Origin of the sequence: Streptomyces sp. DI166, assembly GCF_900091315.1 — a bacterium.
Lineage (GTDB): Bacteria > Actinomycetota > Actinomycetes > Streptomycetales > Streptomycetaceae > Streptomyces > Streptomyces fuscus.
Genome location: NZ_FLSP01000058.1, coordinates 33,912 through 54,885 on the forward strand (window position 1 = coordinate 33,912; position 20,974 = coordinate 54,885).

The 20,974-nt window shown below is 71.1% G+C and carries 16 protein-coding genes; 7 read left to right on the plus strand and 9 right to left on the minus strand.

The window, feature by feature from the left end:
• Positions 1 to 242: 242 nt before the first annotated feature.
• On the minus strand, positions 243 to 944 hold the full coding sequence (locus tag GA0115233_RS25540; RefSeq protein WP_093722639.1) for an HAD family hydrolase: 702 nt from the start codon (positions 942 to 944) through the stop codon (positions 243 to 245).
• Between the two features lie 207 nt (positions 945 to 1,151).
• Positions 1,152 to 4,667 carry a methionine synthase gene (gene metH / locus GA0115233_RS25545; protein WP_093722640.1) on the minus strand — a complete coding sequence of 1,172 codons (3,516 nt, stop codon included), beginning with the start codon at positions 4,665 to 4,667 and terminating at the stop codon, positions 1,152 to 1,154.
• A gap of 296 nt (positions 4,668 to 4,963) precedes the next feature.
• Between metH and GA0115233_RS25550 the strand changes: the two genes are divergently transcribed.
• The 5 genes from GA0115233_RS25550 (at position 4,964) to GA0115233_RS25570 (ending at position 11,459) form a co-directional block, all read left to right on the plus strand.
• Entirely contained in the window at positions 4,964 to 5,728 is a 765-nt protein-coding gene (locus GA0115233_RS25550; RefSeq protein WP_093722641.1) for an IclR family transcriptional regulator, read from the plus strand.
• 334 nt (positions 5,729 to 6,062) lie between these two features.
• Positions 6,063 to 6,863 (plus strand): MIP/aquaporin family protein, encoded by an 801-nt coding sequence (locus tag GA0115233_RS25555; protein ID WP_093722642.1) that lies wholly within the window; start codon positions 6,063 to 6,065, stop codon positions 6,861 to 6,863.
• Positions 6,864 to 6,947: 84 nt separating this feature from the next.
• Positions 6,948 to 8,489, plus strand: coding sequence for a glycerol kinase GlpK (gene glpK, locus GA0115233_RS25560; protein ID WP_093722643.1), 1,542 nt, complete (start codon positions 6,948 to 6,950; stop codon positions 8,487 to 8,489).
• A 77-nt stretch (positions 8,490 to 8,566) separates the two neighbouring features.
• A complete protein-coding gene (locus GA0115233_RS25565; RefSeq protein WP_093722644.1) occupies positions 8,567 to 10,183 on the plus strand; it encodes a glycerol-3-phosphate dehydrogenase/oxidase in 1,617 nt (538 codons plus the stop codon).
• Between the two features lie 295 nt (positions 10,184 to 10,478).
• Positions 10,479 to 11,459, plus strand: coding sequence for a PAC2 family protein (locus GA0115233_RS25570; RefSeq protein WP_093722645.1), 981 nt, complete (start codon positions 10,479 to 10,481; stop codon positions 11,457 to 11,459).
• A 90-nt stretch (positions 11,460 to 11,549) separates the two neighbouring features.
• Here GA0115233_RS25570 and GA0115233_RS25575 read toward each other — a convergent pair whose 3' ends face one another.
• From GA0115233_RS25575 to GA0115233_RS25595, 5 genes are all read right to left on the minus strand, one after another.
• Entirely contained in the window at positions 11,550 to 12,509 is a 960-nt protein-coding gene (locus GA0115233_RS25575; protein ID WP_093722646.1) for an SMP-30/gluconolactonase/LRE family protein, read from the minus strand.
• Positions 12,510 to 12,688: 179 nt separating this feature from the next.
• On the minus strand, positions 12,689 to 13,918 hold the full coding sequence (gene mshC / locus GA0115233_RS25580; protein ID WP_093722647.1) for a cysteine--1-D-myo-inosityl 2-amino-2-deoxy-alpha-D-glucopyranoside ligase: 1,230 nt from the start codon (positions 13,916 to 13,918) through the stop codon (positions 12,689 to 12,691).
• Positions 13,919 to 14,021: 103 nt separating this feature from the next.
• Positions 14,022 to 14,840: an SCO1664 family protein gene (locus tag GA0115233_RS25585; RefSeq protein ID WP_093722648.1), complete on the minus strand. Its 819-nt coding sequence runs from the start codon at positions 14,838 to 14,840 to the stop codon at positions 14,022 to 14,024.
• Entirely contained in the window at positions 14,804 to 15,394 is a 591-nt protein-coding gene (locus GA0115233_RS25590) for a DUF3090 domain-containing protein (RefSeq protein WP_093722649.1), read from the minus strand. The genes GA0115233_RS25585 and GA0115233_RS25590 overlap by 37 nt, the downstream gene beginning before the upstream one ends.
• 81 nt (positions 15,395 to 15,475) lie before the next feature.
• Positions 15,476 to 16,162 carry a histidine phosphatase family protein gene (locus GA0115233_RS25595; protein ID WP_093722650.1) on the minus strand — a complete coding sequence of 229 codons (687 nt, stop codon included), beginning with the start codon at positions 16,160 to 16,162 and terminating at the stop codon, positions 15,476 to 15,478.
• 62 nt (positions 16,163 to 16,224) lie between these two features.
• Here GA0115233_RS25595 and GA0115233_RS25600 point away from each other — a divergent pair, with 62 nt between their 5' ends.
• Positions 16,225 to 17,214 carry a magnesium and cobalt transport protein CorA gene (locus GA0115233_RS25600; protein ID WP_176711937.1) on the plus strand — a complete coding sequence of 330 codons (990 nt, stop codon included), beginning with the start codon at positions 16,225 to 16,227 and terminating at the stop codon, positions 17,212 to 17,214.
• Positions 17,215 to 17,233: 19 nt separating this feature from the next.
• On the opposite strand, the gene GA0115233_RS25605 is transcribed toward GA0115233_RS25600, so the two are convergent.
• Positions 17,234 to 18,022, minus strand: a complete 789-nt coding sequence (locus GA0115233_RS25605; protein ID WP_093722656.1) for a ferritin-like domain-containing protein — start codon at positions 18,020 to 18,022, stop codon at positions 17,234 to 17,236.
• A 467-nt stretch (positions 18,023 to 18,489) separates the two neighbouring features.
• Positions 18,490 to 19,545 carry an LLM class F420-dependent oxidoreductase gene (locus tag GA0115233_RS25610; protein ID WP_093722651.1) on the minus strand — a complete coding sequence of 352 codons (1,056 nt, stop codon included), beginning with the start codon at positions 19,543 to 19,545 and terminating at the stop codon, positions 18,490 to 18,492.
• Between the two features lie 169 nt (positions 19,546 to 19,714).
• Here GA0115233_RS25610 and GA0115233_RS25615 point away from each other — a divergent pair, with 169 nt between their 5' ends.
• Positions 19,715 to 20,701: an aldo/keto reductase gene (locus GA0115233_RS25615; RefSeq protein WP_093722652.1), complete on the plus strand. Its 987-nt coding sequence runs from the start codon at positions 19,715 to 19,717 to the stop codon at positions 20,699 to 20,701.
• Positions 20,702 to 20,974 lie beyond the last annotated feature (273 nt).

Sequence of the window (20,974 nt, forward strand, 5' to 3'; positions counted from 1 at the left end):
GTGCACGCTCTCCCCAATCAGGACACAAGGGAGCACAGACAGGGCCCCAAAGGGGGTGAACAGCACATGGCGTGCGCCCTGTCGAGGTCGCCCGAGGTGGGGAACGTCACATTCAGAACAACTGAAGAACCCGCGGAATTAGCGGGTCCGCGCGGCCGGAATTCCGGCCGCGCGCCCTGTTCTCGCGGTTCTGACGGGCAGTCGGAATTTCTCGGTTCCGCGGTTGCACGCTCGGTGAACGGCTAGCGCATTTCCGTCATCAGGCCGTGCAGAAATGTCAGGTTCACTTCTTCCAGGGAGCGGACGACGGTCCTGCGGTGGGCCGGGGCGATGGGGGCGACCGAGGGCACCGCCACCACATGGCAGCCCGCCGCCTCGGCCGCGGCCACCCCGGTCGCGGTGTCCTCGACGACCGCGCATCTGGTCGGGTCGGCGCCGAGTCCGGCGGCCGCGGTCAGATACGGGTCGGGGTGCGGCTTGGTGCGCGGGACCTCGTCGCCGGCCACGGTGAGCGCGAAGTGCTGCGGGCCGAGCGAGGTCAGCACCCGGTCGATGATGCGCCGGTGGGAGGCGGAGACCAGGGCCGTGGGGATCTCGTACTCGGCGAGTTCGGCCAGCAGCCGCCCGGCGCCCGGCATCAGCGGCAGGGCCTCGGCGATGCGCTCCTCGAACCCGTCGTTGAGCAGGACGCTCAGCTCGGGCAGGGTGATGTCGGCGCCGGTGGCCTCGATCAGGAACCCCGCGCTGCGGCTCATCGGGCCGCCGACCACGACATGCCGCCAGGAGTCGTCGAGGGTGTGACCGAGCCGCGCGAAGACCTCGACCTCCACGTCCCACCAGAACCCCTCGGTGTCCACGAGGGTGCCGTCCATGTCGAGGAGCACGGCCTGAAGGGCGGAGCCTTCGGCCGAACGGGTTCCGAGCGCGGGGACCGTGGTGGTCATCCTGGCGCACCTCCTTGAGGGACGATCAGGCCGGTTCCCACACGGGGAACCGGCCTGCAGTGGACCGACCAGTGTACGTCGTGCGCAGCCGGAACGCTCTGTTTAACCGGAGTGGCACGGGGAACACCGGAGCTACGGTCGAGGGGCGCCGCGTCGTGCCTCGAAACGGCGCCCCACCTGGAAAAGCTCCGGACGGCGGCCCGTGTCTCAGCGGGCGTTGAAGTACTTCGCCTCCGGGTGGTGGATCACGATGGCGTCCGTGGACTGCTCGGGGTGCAGCTGGAACTCCTCGGACAGGTGGACGCCGATCCGCTCGGGCTGCAGCAGCTCGGCGATCTTGGCGCGGTCCTCCAGGTCCGGGCAGGCGCCGTAGCCGAGGGAGAAGCGGGCACCCCGGTACTTCAGCGCGAACATGTCCTCGATGTCGTTCGGGTCCTCCCCGGCGAAGCCCAGCTCCGAACGCACGCGCGCGTGCCAGTACTCGGCGAGGGCCTCCGCCAACTGCACGGACAGTCCGTGCAGTTCGAGGTAGTCGCGGTAGGCGTTGGCGGCGAACAGCTGCGCGGTCTGCTCGCCGATGCGGGAGCCGACGGTGACGACCTGGAGGCCGACCACGTCCGTCTCGCCGGACTCCTCCGGGCGGAAGAAGTCCGCGAGGCACAGACGGCGGCCGCGGCGCTGGCGCGGGAAGGTGAAGCGGGTGCGCTCGTTGCCCTGTTCGTCCAGGATGATCAGGTCGTCGTCCTTGGACACGCAGGGGAAGTAGCCGTAGACGACGGCCGCTTCGAGGAGGTTCTCGGTCTGCAGCCGGTCCAGCAGTCCGCGCAGCCGGGGGCGGCCCTCGGTCTCGACGAGCTCCTCGTAGGTGGGGCCGTCGCCGGTGCGGGCCTGCTTCAGTCCCCACTGGCCCTTGAACAGCGCGCCCTCGTCCAGCCAGCTCGCGTACTCCTTGAGCTGGATGCCCTTGATGACGCGGGTGCCCCAGAACGGCGGTGTGGGCACGGGGTTGTCGGTGGCGACGTCGGAGCGGACGTGCCCCTCCTCCGGGCGCTCCTCGACGACGGTGGCCGCGGTGGCCCGGACCCGGCGCTGCCTGAGCTCGGGCAGCTTGGCGCCGGGCACGCCGCGCTTGACGCCGATGAGGGCGTCCATCAGGCGCAGGCCCTCGAACGCGTCGCGGGCGTAGCGGACTTCGCCCTCGTAGATCTCGTGCAGGTCCTGTTCGACGTAGGCGCGGGTCAGGGCGGCGCCGCCGAGGATGACCGGGTAGTCGGCGGCCAGGCCGCGCTGGTTGAGCTCCTCCAGGTTCTCCTTCATGATCACCGTGGACTTGACCAGGAGCCCGGACATGCCGATGACGTCGGCCTTGTGCTCCGCGGCGGCGTCCAGGATCGCGGAGACCGGCTGCTTGATGCCCAGGTTGACGACGTTGTAGCCGTTGTTGGACAGGATGATGTCGACGAGGTTCTTGCCGATGTCGTGGACGTCGCCGCGGACGGTGGCGAGCACGATGGTGCCCTTGCCGTCGGCGTCGGTCTTCTCCATGTGCGGTTCGAGGTAGGCGACGGCGGCCTTCATCACCTCGGCGGACTGGAGCACGAACGGCAGCTGCATCTGGCCGGAGCCGAACAGCTCGCCGACCACCTTCATGCCGTCCAGCAGGGTGTTGTTGACGATGTCGAGGGCGGGCGTGGTGGTGAGGGCCTCGTCGAGGTCGGCCTCCAGGCCGTTGCGCTCGCCGTCGATGATGCGCCGCTTGAGGCGCTCCTCCAGGGGCAGCGCGGCGAGTTCCTCGGCCTTGCCGGCCTTGAGGGACTTGGCGGTGGCGCCCTCGAAGAGCTGCATCAGCTTCTGCAGCGGGTCATAGCCCTCGCGGCGGCGGTCGTAGATGAGGTCGAGGGCGGTCTGCACCTGCTCCTCGTCGAAGCGGGCGATCGGCAGGATCTTGCTGGCGTGCACGATCGCCGAGTCCAGGCCCGCCTTGACGCATTCGTCGAGGAAGACGGAGTTGAGCAGGATGCGGGCGGCCGGGTTGAGGCCGAAGGAGATGTTGGACAGGCCGAGCGTGGTCTGCACGTCGGGGTGGCGGCGCTTGAGCTCGCGGATCGCCTCGATGGTGGCGATGCCGTCCTTACGGGACTCCTCCTGGCCGGTGCAGATGGTGAAGGTCAGGGTGTCGATGAGGATGTCGGACTCCTGGATGCCCCAGTTCGTCGTCAGGTCCTCGATCAGCCGCTCGGCGATCTCGACCTTCTTCTCCGGGGTGCGGGCCTGGCCCTCCTCGTCGATGGTGAGCGCGATCAGCGCGGCGCCGTGCTCCCGGGCGAGCGCGGTGACCTTGGCGAAGCGGGACTCGGGGCCGTCGCCGTCCTCGTAGTTGACGGAGTTGATGACCGCGCGTCCGCCGAGCTTCTCCAGACCGGCCCGGATGACCTCGACCTCGGTGGAGTCCAGCACGATCGGCAGGGTGGAGGCGGTGGCGAAGCGGCCGGCCAGCTCCTCCATGTCGGCGACGCCGTCCCGGCCGACGTAGTCCACGCACAGGTCGAGCATGTGCGCGCCCTCGCGGATCTGCTCGCGGGCCATCTCCACACAGTCGTCCCAGCGGCCCTCCAGCATGGCCTCACGGAACTTCTTGGAGCCGTTGGCGTTGGTGCGCTCGCCGATCGCCAGGTAGGAGGTGTCCTGGCGGAAGGGCACGGTCTGGTAGAGGGAGGCGGCGCCGGGCTCGGGGCGCGGCTCGCGCTCGGTGGGCGTGACGTCGCGGACCCGCTCCACCAGCTGGCGCAGGTGTTCGGGCGTGGTGCCGCAGCAGCCGCCGACGAGGGAGAGGCCGTAGTCGCGGACGAAGTTCTCGTGGGCGTCGGCCAGCTCGGCGGGGGTGAGCGGGTAGCTGGCGCCGTCCTTGCCGAGGACGGGCAGACCGGCGTTGGGCATGCAGGACAGCGGGATGCGCGAGTGCCGGGAGAGGTAGCGCAGGTGCTCGCTCATCTCGGCGGGGCCGGTGGCGCAGTTCATGCCGATCATGTCGATGCCGAGCGGCTCCAGCGCGGTGAGCGCGGCGCCGATCTCGGAACCGAGCAGCATGGTGCCGGTGGTCTCGACGGTGACGGAGACGATGATCGGCAGGTCGAGGCCGGAGATCTCGCGGGCGCGCTGGGCGCCGATCACGGCGGCCTTGGTCTGCAGCAGGTCCTGGGTGGTCTCCACGATCAGCGCGTCGGCGCCGCCGGTGATCAGGCCCTCGGCGTTCTGCTGGAAGGCGTCGCGGATGGTGGTGTAGCCGATGTGGCCGAGGGTGGGCAGCTTGGTGCCGGGGCCGATGGAGCCGAGGACCCAGCGGGCGCGGCCGTCGCGGGCGGTGTAGGCGTCGGCGGTTTCGCGGGCGATTCGGGCGCCCGCCTCGGACAGCTCGAAGACGCGCTCGGGGATGTCGTACTCGGCCATCGCCGCGTGGTTGGCGCCGAAGGTGTTGGTCTCGACGCAGTCCACGCCGGCGTCGAAGTACGCCTCGTGCACGGAGCGGACGATGTCGGGCCGGGTCAGGTTCAGGATCTCGTTGCAGCCCTCAAGGTTCTCGAAGTCCTCAAGAGTGGGGTCCTGGGCCTGGAGCATGGTGCCCATGGCTCCGTCGGCGACGACCACACGGGTGGCGAGCGCCTCGCGGAGGGCGGACACACGGGTCCGGCTGTCGGCGGAAGGGGTCTGTGGCAACGAGGCCATGAAAGGGCTCCCTGAGGTGCGACGGCTGTCGGCTTTGCACCCGGGCGGACGGTTCCCGCGGTGGGCGCACGCCGCCAGCGTAGCCGGGACCGGGACCTGATGGTCAGGGCGTCCACGGGGCGGACGAGGATGACGGACGGGCCACGGTCGGGATACGAGTGACGCAACAGATCGCCGTGGATCCCGGCGGAACATTGGCGATTGGTCGTCATGGACCGGTAGTGTTCGACATTGCCGAACAACGGCAGCGACATCGTCGAGGTCGGCGGTCGATGGGGACGGAGGCAGGGACGGCGATGGCACGGAACATCCAGTCGCTCGAACGGGCGGCCGCGATGCTGCGGCTGCTCGCGGGCGGCGAGCGTCGGCTCGGTCTGTCCGACATCGCCTCCTCACTGGGGCTGGCCAAGGGCACCGCGCACGGCATACTGCGCACGCTCCAGCAGGAGGGCTTCGTCGAGCAGGACGACGCCTCCGGGCGCTACCAGCTGGGCGCGGAGCTGCTGCGCCTGGGCACGACCTATCTGGACGTGCACGAACTGCGGGCGCGTGCCCTGGTGTGGACCGACGACCTGGCCCGCTCCAGCGGGGAGAGCGTCTACCTGGGCGTGCTGCACCAGCAGGGCGTGCTGATCGTGCACCACGTCTTCCGTCCGGACGACAGCCGTCAAGTGCTGGAGATCGGCGCCATGCAGCCGCTGCACTCCACCGCGCTGGGCAAGGTGCTCTCCGCCTACGACCCGGTCGCGCACAGCGAGGCGCTGGAGGCGGACCGCAAGCCGTTCACCGAGAAAACGGTGGTCGAGCTGGAGGACTTCGAGCACATCCTCGACATCACGCGGGCCCGCGGTTACGCGGCCGACGTGGAGGAGACCTGGGAGGGCGTGGCCTCGCTCGCGGCCCCCATCCACGACCGGCGGCGCATGCCGGTCGGCGCGGTGGGCGTCACGGGTGCCGTGGAGCGCCTGTGCCAGGACGGGGAGGTGCGCCCCGAGGTGATCGCCGCGGTACGGGACTGCGCCCGCGCGGTGTCGCGGGATCTGGGCGCCGGACGCTTCTGAACACGGACCACTGAGGACCGGGAGCCGTACGGCGTCCCGGTCTTCGGCCTACCCTGAGACGGACAAACAGGGATGATCCATAACACATCCCTGCGTACATCGATAACCGACGACGATCAATAACGATCGCACTTTCGATAACAGAACCCTTGACGCACGCCTTACGCCGGAGCAAGACTCCCGTCCATCGGTCGGCATTGTCGAACACCTACCGGCAATACACGCTAGAGTGTGGCAACGCCAAGGGCCGGTAACGCTCTCACCCCCGAGGGCGCGAACCACCGGTGGGACCCGGGGTTCGGCTTCCCCTGGACGAATGACAAAGGAGTCGCGGGTGTCCAGCTCCGACATCTTCCTCGGCGAGACCATCGGTACCGCCATGCTCATCCTGCTGGGCGGCGGCGTCTGCGCCGCCGTCACGCTGAAGGCTTCCAAGGCCCGTAACGCCGGCTGGCTCGCCATCACCTTCGGGTGGGGCTTCGCGGTCCTCACCGCCGTCTACATCTCGGCGCCGCTGTCCGGCGCCCACCTGAACCCGGCCGTCACCCTCGCGCTGGCGATCAAGGACAACGGCATCGAGTGGGGCGACGTCCCCGTCTACTTCGCCGGTGAACTGCTCGGCGCCATGATCGGTGCGGCCCTGGTCTGGATCGCGTACTACGGCCAGTTCCACGCCCACCTCACCGACAAGGAGATCGTGGGCGGTCCGGGCGCCCAGGCCACCACCGCCAAGGCCGTGGAGGCCCAGGAGAAGGGCGCGGGCCCCGTCCTCGGCGTCTTCTCCACCGGTCCGGAGATCCGGGTCGCCTGGCAGAACGTCGCCACCGAGGTCATCGGCACGATCGTGCTGATCCTGGCCGTCCTCACGCAGGGCCTGAACGCGGGCGGCGACGGCCTCGGCATCCTCGGCGGTCTCATCACCGCCCTCGTGGTGGTCGGTATCGGCCTCTCCCTCGGCGGCCCGACGGGGTACGCGATCAACCCGGCCCGTGACCTCGGTCCGCGTATCGTGCACGCCCTCCTGCCGCTGCCCAACAAGGGTGGTTCCGACTGGGGCTACGCGTGGGTCCCGGTGGTCGGCCCGCTGCTCGGCGCGGCGATCGCCGCCGGTCTCTACAACGTCGCTTTCGTCTAAAGCGGGCAGCTTCCCCAAGCACGCTGCTTTCCCGAAGCACCAGTAGACACGTCTCTCACATCCACGGACCTTCAGGAGCACACAGTGACCGACGCCCACACCGCCGGCCCCTTCATCGCCGCGATCGACCAGGGCACCACGTCCTCCCGCTGCATCGTCTTCGACCGCGACGGCCGCATCGTCTCCGTCGACCAGAAGGAGCACGAGCAGATCTTCCCCAAGCCGGGCTGGGTCGAGCACAACGCCACCGAGATCTGGACCAACGTCCAGGAAGTGGTCGCCGGGGCCATCGAGAAGGCCGGCATCACCCGCGACGACATCAAGGCCATCGGCATCACCAACCAGCGCGAGACGACCGTGCTGTGGGACAAGAACACCGGTGAGCCCGTCCACAACGCCCTCGTGTGGCAGGACACCCGCACCGACGCGCTCTGCAAGGAGCTCGGCCGCAACGTCGGCCAGGACCGCTTCCGCCGCGAGACGGGCCTGCCGCTGGCGTCCTACTTCTCCGGCCCCAAGGCCCGCTGGCTGCTGGACAACGTCGAGGGCCTGCGCGAGCGCGCCGAGGCCGGCGACATCCTCTTCGGCACCATGGACACCTGGGTCATCTGGAACCTGACCGGCGGTGTCAACGGCGGCAAGCACGTCACCGACGTCACCAACGCCTCCCGCACCATGCTGATGAACCTGCACACCATGGAGTGGGACGAGAAGATCGCCGAGTCCATCGGCGTCCCGCTGGCGATCCTGCCGGAGATCCGCTCCTCCGCCGAGGTCTACGGCGAGGTCACCGGCGGCAAGCTGGGCGAGGTCCTCGGCGGCATCCCGGTCGCCTCGGCGCTCGGCGACCAGCAGGCGGCCCTGTTCGGCCAGACCTGCTTCTCCGAGGGCGAGACCAAGTCCACCTACGGCACCGGCACCTTCATGGTGATGAACACCGGTGACAAGATCATCAACTCCTACGCGGGCCTGCTGACCACGGTCGGCTACAAGATCGGCGACCAGCCGACCGTGTACGCGCTGGAGGGCTCGATCGCCGTCACCGGCTCCCTGGTGCAGTGGATGCGCGACCAGATGGGCCTGATCTCCACCGCCGCCGAGATCGAGACGCTCGCGCTCTCGGTGGAGGACAACGGCGGCGCCTACTTCGTGCCGGCCTTCTCCGGTCTGTTCGCCCCGCACTGGCGCTCCGACGCCCGCGGTGTGATCGCCGGCCTGACCCGGTACGTCACCAAGGCGCACCTGGCCCGCGCGGTCCTGGAGGCGACCGCCTGGCAGACCCGGGAGATCGCCGACGCGATGGTCAAGGACTCCGGCGACGAGCTGGTGGCCCTGAAGGTCGACGGCGGCATGACCTCCAACAACCTCCTGATGCAGACCCTCGCCGACGTGCTGGACGCACCCGTGGTGCGCCCGATGGTCGCCGAGACCACCTGCCTGGGTGCCGCCTACGCCGCCGGCCTGGCCGTCGGCTTCTGGTCCAGCACGGACGAACTGCGCGCCAACTGGCGCCGGGCCGCCGAGTGGACCCCCCACATGGACGCGGAGACCCGCGACCGCGAGTACAAGAACTGGCTCAAGGCCGTCGACCGGACCATGGGCTGGATCGAGGACGACGAGCACTGACGAGGGCCGCGGGGAGCCCGCCTGCGGGCTCCCCGGTCAGGCCTCCCGCACGCTCTGACGAGGAGTAAGAACCCGAAATGACCAGTCAGTCCACCCTGCAGTCCGTGCCTGCCCTCGGGACGCGCCCGGCCTCCGGCTCCAACCCGAGCCGCGCCGAGACCCGGGAGCAGCTCTCCAAGGCGTCGTACGACCTTCTCGTGATCGGAGGCGGCATCCTGGGCATCTCCACCGCCTGGCACGCCGCGCAGGCCGGCCTCAGGGTGGCTCTGGTCGACGCCGGCGACTTCGCCGGCGCCACCTCCTCCGCCTCCTCCAAGCTCCTCCACGGCGGTCTGCGCTACCTGCAGACCGGCGCGGTGAAGCTGGTGGCGGAGAACCACTTCGAGCGCCGTGCGGTCTCCCGCCAGGTGGCCCCCCACCTGGCGAACCCGCTCACCTTCTACCTCCCCGTGTACAAGGGCGGGCCGCACGGCGCGGCGAAGCTCGGCGCGGGCGTGTTCGCCTACTCCGCGCTCTCCGCCTTCGGTGACGGCGTCGGCCACCTGCTCTCCCCCGCCAAGGCGGCGCAGGACGTGCCGGAGCTGCGCACCGACAACCTCAAGGCCGTGGCCGTCTACGGCGACGACCAGATGAACGACGCCCGGATGGCGCTGATGACGGTCCGCGCGGCCGTCGAGGCCGGTGCGGTCGTGCTGAACCACGCCGAGGTCTCCGGGCTGCGCTTCACCCGGGGCCGGGTCACCGGCGCCGAGCTGCGCGACCGGCTCACCGGCGAGGAGTTCGGCGTCAGCGCCCGCCTGGTGCTGAACGCGACCGGTCCGTGGGTGGACCACCTGCGCCGGATGGAGGACCCCAATGCGGCACCGTCGATCCGGCTGTCGAAGGGCGCGCACCTGGTCCTGAAGCGGACCGCGCCGTGGCGGGCGGCGCTCGCCACCCCGATCGACAAGTACCGCATCACCTTCGCGCTGCCGTGGGAGGACATGCTCCTGCTGGGCACCACCGACGAGGAGTTCGAGGGCGACCCGGCGGACGTCGCCGTCAACGACAAGGACATAACCCAGATCCTCGACGAGGCCGCGTTCTCCATCCGCGACCAGCAGCTGTCGCGGGACCTGATCACCTACTCCTTCGCGGGTCTTCGGGTGCTCCCTGGCGGCCCCGGAGACACCGCGAAGGCCAAGCGCGAGACCGTGGTCACCGAGGGCCGCGGCGGGATGCTGTCGGTGGCGGGCGGCAAGTGGACCACGTTCCGGCACATCGGCCGGACCATCATGAAGAAGCTGGAGGCCCTGCCGGGCCACCCGCTGGGCGAGGACTTCGAGCCGGTCAGCACGCTGCCGAAGAAGCTCCCGCTGCCCGGTGTCGCCAACCCGCGCGCCGTCGCGCACCGTCTCCTGGTGGACCGTCCGGCGCCAGGCCCGCGTATGGGCGCCGACACCGCCAAGCACCTGGCCACCCACTACGGCTCGCTGGCCTTCGACATCGCCCGCCTGGCCAACGACAACCCCGAGCTGGCCGAACGCGTCCACCCCGACGCCCCGGAGATCTGGGCGCAGGTCGTCTACGCCCGGGACAACGAGTGGGCCGAGACCGCGGACGACGTGCTGCGCCGCCGTACGACGCTGACGATCCGGGGCCTGGCCACGGACGAGGTCCGCGCGAAGGTCCAGGACCTGCTCGACAAGAAGTAGACCTCGGTCGCCGGTTCCCTCCCCCGACAGGACCTGGCGAACGGGAACGGCCCTCTTTCTCACGGGGGCCGGCACGCGAAAGGGGCGGCTCCCCGCACGGAGCCGCCCCTTTCGCACGGCCCGGTTCCCGAAGGGGCGCCGGTGGCCTGCGAGGAGCGCCGGGCCGGGGGGTGTTCCGGGGTGGTGAACGGGGCAGTGATCCGTTCACTCCCCCGTGCAAGGGGGCTGCGGGCGCCCCCGTCGCACGCCGTAAGGTTGGGTCGTCAGGCGAGGGCACGTCGGAAGGAGGCGCTGGGTGATCGAGCTGGAGGGAGTTCCCGAGCTGATCGACCCAGTCATGGTGGCCGCGTTCGAGGGCTGGAACGATGCCGGTGACGCCGCCTCCACCGCGGTCGCGCATCTGGACCGGGAATGGAAGGGCGAGGTGTTCGCGGCGCTGGACGCCGAGGACTACTACGACTTCCAGGTCAACCGCCCCACCGTGTGGATGGACGCCGGGGTGCGGAAGATCACCTGGCCCACGACCAGGCTGTCCGTGGTCCGGGTCGGCGGCGAGAAGCCGCGTGACCTCGTGCTGGTCCGGGGCATCGAGCCGTCCATGCGCTGGCGCTCGTTCTGCAACGAACTGCTGGGCTTCGCCCATGAACTGGGCGTGGAGCTGGTGGTCATCCTGGGCGCCCTGCTGGGCGACACCCCGCACACCCGTCCGGTCCCGATCAGCGGGACCACCTCGGACACGGACCTGGCCCGTCGGATGGACCTGGAGGAGACCAAGTACGAGGGCCCCACGGGCATCGTCGGGGTGCTCCAGGAGGCATGCACGCACGCGGGCGTGCCCGCCGTCAGCCTGTGGGCGGCGGTACCGCACTACGTGTCCCAGCCGCCGAACCCGAAGGCGACGCTGGCGCTGCTGAACCGGCTTGAGGACCTGATCGACGTACGCATCCCGCTGGGCGAGCTGCCCGAGGACGCGCGCGCCTGGCAGGTGGGCGTGGACCAGCTGGCCGCCGAGGACAGCGAGGTCGCCGAGTACGTGCAGACGCTGGAGGAGGCCCGGGACACCGCCGAGCTGCCGGAGGCGTCGGGCGAGGCCATCGCGCGCGAGTTCGAACGCTATCTGCGGCGCCGCGACGGCGGCGGCCCGGCCACGGGCGGGCACGCGACCGCGGACGGGGGTGACGGCACGTATCTGCGGGACACTCCGGGCAGCGGCCGTACGCGCCCGCCGATGCCGCCGAAGCCGAACTCCGAGGACGACGACTCGCCGGAGGACTGAGCCGGTTGTCAGGCGAAGGGCGGTGCGCCGGGTGCGCGCCGCCCTTCGCCGTTTCCGTTGCTCGTTGCTTCTCCTCGTTGCTTCTTCTCGTTACTTCGGTACCGAGACGACCGTGTACGTCGTCTCCGGTGTCGGAGTCGTGGTGAACCGGGCGTTCGGCAGGTAGAGCCGCCCCCGGAAGGCGGCCACCGTTGTCGGCACGTCGAACGCGGGGTCGGTGATCCGGCGCCGGAAGACCCCGCTGCGGCCGTCGGCGGCCAGGGTGAAGACCTCGACGGCGTTCTGCCGGTTCTGCACGACGTACAGCGTGCGGCCGATCAGCAGCAGGCCGTCGCCGTTGGTGAGGGGGTCGGCGCCGCCGAGGTCGACGAGTTCGGTGACGCCGGTGCGCGGGTTCACCCGGTGCAGGGCGCCGACCCCGGACTGGACGACCAGCAGCGCGGAGCCGTCGGGGGTGCGGGTGATGCCGTTGGCGTTGACGACCTCGCCGGGGACCTGGCTCCAGGCGCCGCCCAGGGTGATCCGTACGACGTCCTCCGCGTCCGGGAGCCGACCGTGCCGGCCGAGCGGGAGTGCGTACAGGACGGGCTGGAAGGAGTCGGTGAACCAGGCCGCGCGCGGGGTCAGGAACACGTCGTTGGCGAATGTGGGGGTGGTGGCGGCGAGGCGGTAGGAGGCGAGGGTCTCGCCGCTGCGGGCGTCCACCACCCGGGCGCCCTCGGCCCGTCCGGCGACGAACAGCCGCCCCCGCTCGTCGAGTTTGAGCCCGACCGAGGGGGTGCCGGGGCCGGACGAGACGATCTTCCCGGTGCCGGTGCGCAGGTCGGCGCGGTAGATCGAGCCGTCGCCAAGGGAGCCGAGGTAGGCGTAGGGGCCGCCGCCGATGGTGATGCCCTCCGGGCGGAAGCCGTCCGGCAGGGGGATGACGGTGGGTCCGGCGGCCGCGTGGGCGGGTGCGCCGACCAGTGCGGCACCGGTGGCCGCGGCGCCGACGGCGAGCAGTCCGCGGCGGCTGAGGGGATGTGCGAAGGAGCCGTGTGTGGGAGCCACGGGGTGCCCTTCCACGAGAGGACCGGCAGTTGAACCGGTCCAGCGGTCAACTGACCGTTCCACCCCATCACATGCGCCGCGCCCACCACAGCGGGCGCCCGTCTTCGACAGCGTCCTGACAGGTTCGCCGCGCGGCACACGGGTGGTTCCCCGGCAGCCGGGGAACCACCGTGCGTGTCCTACAGCGCGACGCCGAGCAGCGCGTCCACCGCGCGGGAGACCACGCCGGGCGCGCTCTCGTCGGTGCCGCCGTTCTCCTGCTGGAGCGCGGCCCAGCGGTCGACCGCGGCGAGCGCGGACGGGGCGTCGAGGTCGTCGGCGAGGGCCTCGCGGATCTCCTCGACCAGCGCCTCCGCCGAGGGGCCGTCGGGGCGGGAGACGGCCGCGCGCCAGCGGCCGAGGCGGGCCTCGGCGTCCTGGAGCACCTGGTCGGTCCACTCCCAGTCGGACCGGTAGTGGTGGGCGAGGAGCGCGAGGCGTATGGCGGCCGGGTCGACGCCCTCGCGGCGCAGCGCGGAGACGAAGACCAGGTTGCCCTTGGACTTGGACATCTTCTCGCCGTGCAGGGCGACCATGCCCGCGTGGACGTAGGCCTTGGCCATGGGGAACTCGCCGGTGAGCACCTGGGCGTGCGAGGCGCCCATCTCGTGGTGCGGGAAGGCGAGGTCGGAGCCGCCGCCCTGGACGTCGAAGCCCATGCCGAGGTGGTCCAGGGCGATGGCCACGCACTCGATGTGCCAGCCGGGGCGGCCCCGGCCGAGCGAGGCGCCGTCCCAGCTGGGCTCGCCGGGGCGGGCGGCCATCCACAGCATCGGGTCGAGCGGGTTCTTCTTGCCCGGGCGGTCCGGGTCGCCGCCGCGCTCGGCGGACAGCAGCCGCATGGCGGCGGCGTCGAGGTTGGAGACCTTGCCGAAGTGCGGGTCGGACTCGACGGAGAAGTAGATGTCGCCTTCGAGTTCGTAGGCGGCTCCGGCGTCCCGCAGCCGCTCCACGAGCGGCACGATGCCGGGTATGGCCTCCACGGCGCCGATGTAGTGCCGCGGGGGCAGCATGCGCAGGGCGGTCATGTCCTCGCGGAAGAGGGCGGTCTCCTTCTCGGCGAGGGCCACCCAGTCGACGCTGTCGCGTTCGGCCCGCTCCAGCAGCGGGTCGTCGACATCGGTGACGTTCTGGACGTAGTGGACCTGCCGCTTGGTGTCGAGCCACACGCGCTGGACGAGGTCGAACGCGTTGTAGGTCGCCGCGTGACCCATGTGGGTCGCGTCGTACGGGGTGATGCCGCAGACGTAGATACGGGCGACGGGACCGGGCTCAAGGGTGACGAGCCCACCGGTCGCGGTGTCGTGGATCCGGAGGTCGCGGCCCGTGCCGGGCAGGGCGGGGACCTCAGAAGCGGGCCAGGCATACATGTCATGAGCGTAACCGGACCGGCGTTCCATATACGAACCGGATCACGCCGGATGGCCGGGAAGGCCCTCTTGCGCTCCGCCGGGGCGTGTGCCCGGCGGCGCACTACACCGGCGGCCAGGGGATCGCGGGCCACTCCCCCGTCGGCTCGGGGTGGACACCGGAGGCGAGGAGGGCGTCGACCCGCGCGCGGGTGGCGTCCAGCTCCGCCGCGGTGATCAGCGGGGTGAGGGTGGCCGTGAGCGTCCCGGCGGGCTCCAGGGCCGCCCTCAGGCCCTTGAGGACGTCGATGGCCTCCCCCGTCAGGGGTTCGCCCGCCCAGCCCCACAGCAGCGTGCGCAGCTTGTTCTCGACGTTGAAGGTGACCCCGTGGTCGATGCCGTAGAGGCGGCCCCCGGCGGCGGGCAGCAGGTGACCGCCCTTGCGGTCGGCGTTGTTGATCACGGCGTCCAGTACCGCGAGCCGCCGCAGCCGCTCGTCGTCGGCGTGCACCAGCAGGGCCGTGCGTCCCTCGCCGACGTCGGCGAGACCGACGGCCTTCCAGCCGGGCTCGGGCTCCTCCCGGTCGACCAGGGCGAGCAGTTCGGCGCCGGGTTCGAGGTCGATCCACAGCTGGCACATGCCCTCGCCGTAGGGGCCGTCACGCAGCACGGTGGGCGGCACCAGGTCCCAGCCGGTCGCCTCGGAGACCGCGTACGCGGCGACCTCCCGCTGGGCGAGGGTGCCGTCGGGGAAGTCCCACAGCGGGCGCTCACCGGCGACCGGCTTGTACACGCAGGACGCCTCCCGGCCCGCGAGGGACACCGAGCACAGCAGGGCGGCGTTGGACGCCTCGCGGATCCGGCCGCGCACGGTCAGCTCGCCCTCGGTGAGCAGGTCCGGCGTGGTCACGCTCCGCGGCGGTATCCGTTCTGGCGCGGACATACGTGTCCCTCCGGGTCCAGGGGCAGACTGCACAGCGGGCACGGCGGCCGCCCGGCGTTGACGACGTCCAGGGCGCGCTTGGCGAAGGCCCGGGCCTGCGCGCCGGTGAGCCGGACCCGCAGCATCGGCGGGCCGTTCTCCTCGTCCTGCAGGAGCCGCTCCTCGGCCTCGGCGAGGTCCTCCTCGGACTCGGCCTCCAGCTCGACCAGCGCCTGCGCCTCGACGATCATGCGCTGTTCCTCGCCGTCCCAGGCCAGCGCCATGGTGCCGACCCGGAACTCCTCCTCGATCGGGGTGTCGAGGGGGGCGGTGTCGGCGACTTCGGTGGGTGCCACGGCGGGCACGGCCGCGCTGCCGCCGCTGCGCCGCACCACCTCGTCGAGCAGTTCGTCCATGCGCTCGGCGAGCGCGGCGACCTGGGTCTTCTCCAGGGCCACGCTGGTCACCCGGGAGCCGGCGGTGGCCTGGAGGAAGAACGTACGGCGTCCGGGAAGTCCGACCGTGCCGGCCACGAAGCGGTCCGGCGGGTCGTAGAGGAACACCTGACGGGACACGTCCTGTCTCCATGGGAATCGTGAACGGACTCGTGGTCGGGGCCGCTTACCGCGACCGCTTCACCCTACTGCGCCCGGCGATCACGGTGCGCCCGCGCCACCCCCGACCGCGGCGTCACCGGCCGGCGGCTCCTCGCGCGGCACCAGGGAGGCGAAGTCGCCGGTGTCGCCGAGGCGCAGAAGGAAGGGCCGCAGACGGGTGTAACGGATCGCGGTGATGGAACACGGTTCCACAGCGATCCGCTGGAAGAGGTCGAGATGAAGCCCGAGTGCCTCCGCCACCAGGGACTTGATGATGTCCCCGTGCGAGCACATCAGATAGACGGCGTCGGCGCCGTGGTCGCGCTCCACGCGCGCGTTCCACTCGCGTACGGCCTCGGCGGCGCGGGTCTGCATGGCCCGCATCGACTCGCCGCCGGGGAAGGCGGCCGCCGAGGGGTGCGCCTGGACGATCTCCATCAGGGGTTCGTCCTTGAGCTCGGCGAGCTTGCGGCCGGACCAGTCGCCGTAGTCGCACTCCCCGATCCGCTCGTCGGTGTGCGCACGCAGCCCGGGACGCGCGTCGAGAAGGGGGCGTACGGTCTCCTCGCAGCGCTGGAGGGGGCTGGTGACGACCTCGGAGATCGGCAGCCCGGCGAGGCGGCCGGGGAGGGCGGCGGCCTGCGCGGCGCCGCGTTCGTCGAGGGCGATGCCGGGCATCCGGCCGGCGAGCAGTCCCTCGGTGTTGGCGGTGGAACGTCCGTGCCGGACCAGGATCAACGTGGGCATGCGGCCCAGGGTAGGCGCACCACGGGGTGCGGCGGCCGGGCGCAGACGGGAGAATACGCTCCGTGATCGTCGATTGCGCGGTCTACGAGAAAGGGCGACGGACCCAGGCCCCCGGGGACCTGTCCGAGGCGCTCGGCGCGGCGCGCGCGGTGGGCGGGTTCGTCTGGATCGGTCTGCACTCGCCGACGGAGGACGAGTTCGACCTGGTGACGCAGGAGTTCGGGCTGCATCCGCTGGCCGTGGAGGACGCCCTGAAGGCCCATCAGCGCCCCAAGCTGGAGGTCTACGACGACTCGCTGTTCGTGGTGCTGAAGCCGGTGGTGTACGAGCCGAGGAGCGACGCCGTCTCCACCGGCGAGATCATGATCTTCCTCGGTGACTCCTTCGTGGTGACGGTCCGTCATGGCGAGGGCTCCCCGTTGAAGGCGGTCCGGCATCGTCTGGAGCAGGAGCCGAAGCTGCTGGTCAAGGGGCCGACGGCGGTGCTGTACGCGATCGCGGACGCGGTCGTGGACCACTACATGGAGGTGTCGTCGGAGCTGCTGACGGATCTGGAGGGGCTGGAGGCGGACGTGTTCTCGCCGAGCGGCGGGTCCCGGGACGCCGCGTCCCGCGTCTACACCTTCAAGCGGCAGATCCTGGAGTTCCGGCGGGCCACCGGGCCGCTGGCGCTGCCGGTCGCGCGGCTGGCGGGGACGGGCGGCGGCGTGGCGGTGCCGTTCGTCAACGACAAGGCGCGGCCGTTCTTCCGGGACGTGAGCGACCACCTCACGCGGGTGAACGAGGCGGTGGACGGTCTGGACCGGCTGGTGTCGGACGTGCTGTCGGCGCATCTGGCGCAGATGAGCGTGCGGCAGAACGACGACATGCGGAAGATCTCCGCGTGGGCGGCCATGGCCGCGGTCCCCACGATGGTCGCGGGGGTCTACGGCATGAACTTCGAGCACATGCCCGAGCTGACCTGGCGGTGGTCGTACCCGCTGCTGATCGCGGCCATGGTCGCCCTGGAGGTTCTGCTGTACCGGCTGTTCAAGCGGCGGGGCTGGATGTGAGGCTGTCCCGCCCGGCGCGTTAGGCGAACTCGGGGGCGGAGGTGGCGGGGCCGCCGAGGGCGTCGCGGCGCTCGGGCATCTCCAGGGACACCATGCGCCGCCAGCCCGCGGCCCGTTCCCAGGCGTACACGGCGTGGATGCCGGCGGCGAGCACCGCGGACTTGGCGCGCGGCCAGCCTAGGATGCGGCCCATGTGGGCCATGACGGAGAGGCTGACGTCGCGGTAGATGCGGATCTCCGCGAGGGCGCACTCCCGCAGGGTCCGCTGGATCGCGCGGCCGTGTCCGGCGCGGGCGAAGCGCAGCAGTTCCTCGTGGCAGTAGGCGAGGTGGTTGTCCTCGTCGTTGGAGATCATCTTCACCGCGCGGCCGATGTCGGGGTGGTCGGAGAAGTGCTTGCGCAGCAGTTCCATCTGCTCCGAGGCGCGTTGTTCGGTGACCCTGCTGTGGGCGAGGTAGGTGACGATGTCCTGGACGGTGAGGGGTTCCTCGCCCTTGAGCTTCTCGTGGGCGAGACCGATGCCGTGCTTCTCCAGGAGCATCGTGTAGTCGGTCTCGGGCGGGACGGGGACGGGCTCCAGTCCCCGCTTCTTCATCAGGGCGTTGAAGATCCGGCCGTGCTTGTCCTCGTCGGCGCCGTGCCGGGTGATCTTGGGGGCCATGCCGCGTTCGTCCGCCGGGACAAGCGCGGCGATGCGGGCGTTCTCCCAGCCTCCCTGGGACTCCCCGCTCGCGGCGATGGAGCAGAACAGGGCGAAGGACTCGTCGTGGTCGAGGATCTCCTGGAACAGACTCTTGGCCGAAAGCATCGTGAGCACCTCTCTGTGTGCCTCCGCGGGACTCCGCAAAGAACGAGTCAAATGCGGTGCGAGGGGTGCTGCAACAGTTGTGTCGGACAACTCCGCCAAAAGGAGGACGGGCGCCGTCACCACAGGGGCGTAACCGTGCGGGCGCGCACGCGTTGTTCTGCGTGACGGCCGTGGCGGGGAAGACCCCCGAGCCCCCACCACGGCCGCGGAAACCTCCGGTACGGAACCGGCACACTTCAGAGCCCCCGCGCCCCCGCGCGGGGGCTCTGTCGATGGGCGGTGAGTCGACCGGTTCCAGGGCCGTGGTGCCGACCGGCTGCCGTGCGCGGGGAGGTCTGCGCGAGGTCGCCCCGTTCCTGGCGCGGATACGCCGTGTCCCCGCCTCGCGCGGGCGGAGCCGGGCGCGGCGAGTCCGTCGTCCCGGCGCCGGCGTGGCCCCGCGCCGGGACGCCCCGTGGGGCCGGGGGTTATGCCAGGCCCGCGCGTTCCAGGGCTTCCGTGCCCGCGCGGAGGGAGGCCAGGCGCTCGTCCAGGGTGAAGCCCGCGGGGGCCAGGGTGAGGGTGGTGACGCCCGCTTCCGCGTAGGCGCGCATGCGGTCGGCGATGCGGTCGACCGAGCCGAGCAGGGTGGTGGAGTCGATCAGGTCGTGCGGGACGGCGGCCGCGGCGCCCTGCTTGTCGCCGGAGAGGTACTTGTCCTGGATCTCGGCGGCTTCCTTCTCGTACCCCATGCGCTGGGCGAGCTGGTTGTAGAAGTTCTGCTTGCGGCTGCCCATGCCGCCGACGTACAGGGCGGTGTAGGGGCGGAAGGTGTCGGCGAGGGAGGCGACGTCCTTGTCGTCGCCGACGGCGAGCGGGACGGTCGGGCAGATGTCGAACCCTTCGAGGGTCTTGCCCGCCTTCTCGCGGCCCGCGCGGATGTACTTGACCGCCGTGTCCTCCAGGTGCTCGGCGGCGGGGAAGATCAGCAGGGCGCCGTCGGCGATCTCGCCGGTCTGTTCGAGGTTCTTCGGCCCGATCGCGGCGATGTACAGCGGGATGTGCTCGCGGGTGGGGTGGACGGTGAGCTTGATGGGCTTGCCGGGGCCGCCGGGCAGCGGCAGCGTCCAGTGCTCGCCGTCGTGGGTGAGCCGCTCCCGGCTCATCGCCTTGCGGACGATCTCGACGTACTCACGGGTGCGGGCCAGCGGCTTGTCGAACTTGACGCCGTACCAGCCCTCGGAGACCTGCGGCCCGGAGACGCCGAGGCCGAGGCGGAACCGGCCGCCGGAGAGGGAGTCCAGCGTGGCGGCGGTCATCGCGGTCATCGCCGGCTGACGGGCCGGGATCTGGAAGATGGCCGAGCCGACGTCGATGCGCTCGGTCTGGGCGGCGACCCAGCTGAGCACGGTGGCGGCGTCCGAGCCGTAGGCCTCGGCGGCCCAGCAGACGGCGTAGCCGAGGCGGTCGGCCTCCTGGGCGACGGCGAGATTGTCGCCGTCCATTCCGGCACCCCAGTAGCCGAGGTTGATCCCGAGCTGCATGGCCGATTCCCCTTACTGATCAGTAACGTCCTTGTTGCCGAGACCTTAGCGCGGTGACCGCCCCGGCGGGGAGGGCGCCGGGGCACGGCGCCGGTTCTTTTCGTTGACCGGGAAACCGGTTGTCCACAGGCACCCACGTGGAAGGTTCTGGCCAGTAATCTCGGCGTTCATGGAGCAGAGGCATCTCGGCCGCACCGGCCTGCGCGTGTCCCGGATCGGACTCGGCACCCTCACCTGGGGCAGGGACACCGACGAGCACGACGCCGCGGACCTCTTGAAGACCTTCTGGGAGGCCGGCGGGACGCTCGTCGACACGGCGGACGTGTACGGCAACGGGGAGGCCGAGTACCTGCTCGGGCAGCTCATGGAGGGCCTGGTGCCGCGCCGGGACCTGGTCATCTCCACCAAGGCGGGCAGCGTGCCCGACCCCGAGCGCCGGGTCGACGGCTCCCGGGGGCATCTGCTCGCCGCGCTCGACGCCTCCCTGTCCCGGCTCGGCACGGACTACGTCGACGTCTGGCACATCCACGCCTACGACCCGGACACCCCGCTGGAGGAGACCCTCCAGGCCCTCGACATCGCGGTCAGCAGCGGCCGCGCCCGGTACGCGGGCGTGTCCAACTTCTGCGGCTGGCAGCTCGCCAAGGCCGCCACCTGGCAGCTCGCGGCGCCGGGCATACGGACCCGGCTGGCCAGTACGCAGCTGGAGTACTCCCTGCTCCAGCGGGGCGTGGAGCGCGAGGTGCTGCCCGCCGCGCTGGATCTGGGCATCGGGATGCTGCCCTCCTCGCCGCTCGGGCGGGGCGTGCTCACCGGCAAGTACCGCGGCGCCACCCCGCCGCCGGACTCCCGGGGCGCCTCCGAGCACCTGGCGCCCTTTGTCGCGCCGTACCTCGACGACACCGCGAGCCGGATCGTGGACGCCGTGCAGACCGCGGCGGACGGGCTGGCGGTGACCCCGCTCCAGGTGGCCCTCGCCTGGGTCCGGGACCGGCCGGGAGTGGCCGCGCCCATCATCGGCGCGCGCAACGCGCAGCAGCTCACGGCGGCTTTGTCAGTGGAGGCCCTTAGTCTTCCTGACGAGATCTGCCGGGCGCTGGACGATGTGTCGGCGCCCGTGCACCGCTATCCCGATCACGACTGGAGCACGCTGTGAGCACGGAGCCCGAGACCACGGGGGACACCGGAGCGGAGACGCCGCGCGCGGAGGCCGCGCCGGAGGAGGCCGTCGCCGTGCCGGGGGCCGAGGGTTCCGCGGCGGGGGGTTCCGCAGAGGAGGGTTCTTCGGGCGAGGGCTCGGCGGCCAAGGCTTCTGCGGCGGAGGGTTCTGCGGGCGAGGCATCCGAGGGCGGGGGTTCCGAGGGCCAGGGTTCCGAGGGCGGGGTTCCGAGGGCCAGGGTTCCGAGGGCCAGGGTTCCGAGGGCCAGGG

Coding starts and splice junctions, on each gene's coding strand:
- mshC (WP_093722647.1), bottom strand. CDS start 13,918: ATGTATGCCTGGCCCGCTTCTGAGGTCCCCGCCCTGCCCGGCACGGGC.
- GA0115233_RS25595 (WP_093722650.1), bottom strand. CDS start 16,162: ATGCCCACGTTGATCCTGGTCCGGCACGGACGTTCCACCGCCAACACC.
- GA0115233_RS25565 (WP_093722644.1), top strand. CDS start 8,567: ATGACCAGTCAGTCCACCCTGCAGTCCGTGCCTGCCCTCGGGACGCGC.
- GA0115233_RS25615 (WP_093722652.1), top strand. CDS start 19,715: ATGGAGCAGAGGCATCTCGGCCGCACCGGCCTGCGCGTGTCCCGGATC.
- metH (WP_093722640.1), bottom strand. CDS start 4,667: ATGGCCTCGTTGCCACAGACCCCTTCCGCCGACAGCCGGACCCGTGTG.
- GA0115233_RS25550 (WP_093722641.1), top strand. CDS start 4,964: ATGGCACGGAACATCCAGTCGCTCGAACGGGCGGCCGCGATGCTGCGG.
- GA0115233_RS25610 (WP_093722651.1), bottom strand. CDS start 19,545: ATGCAGCTCGGGATCAACCTCGGCTACTGGGGTGCCGGAATGGACGGC.
- GA0115233_RS25540 (WP_093722639.1), bottom strand. CDS start 944: ATGACCACCACGGTCCCCGCGCTCGGAACCCGTTCGGCCGAAGGCTCC.
- GA0115233_RS25585 (WP_093722648.1), bottom strand. CDS start 14,840: ATGTCCGCGCCAGAACGGATACCGCCGCGGAGCGTGACCACGCCGGAC.
- GA0115233_RS25605 (WP_093722656.1), bottom strand. CDS start 18,022: ATGCTTTCGGCCAAGAGTCTGTTCCAGGAGATCCTCGACCACGACGAG.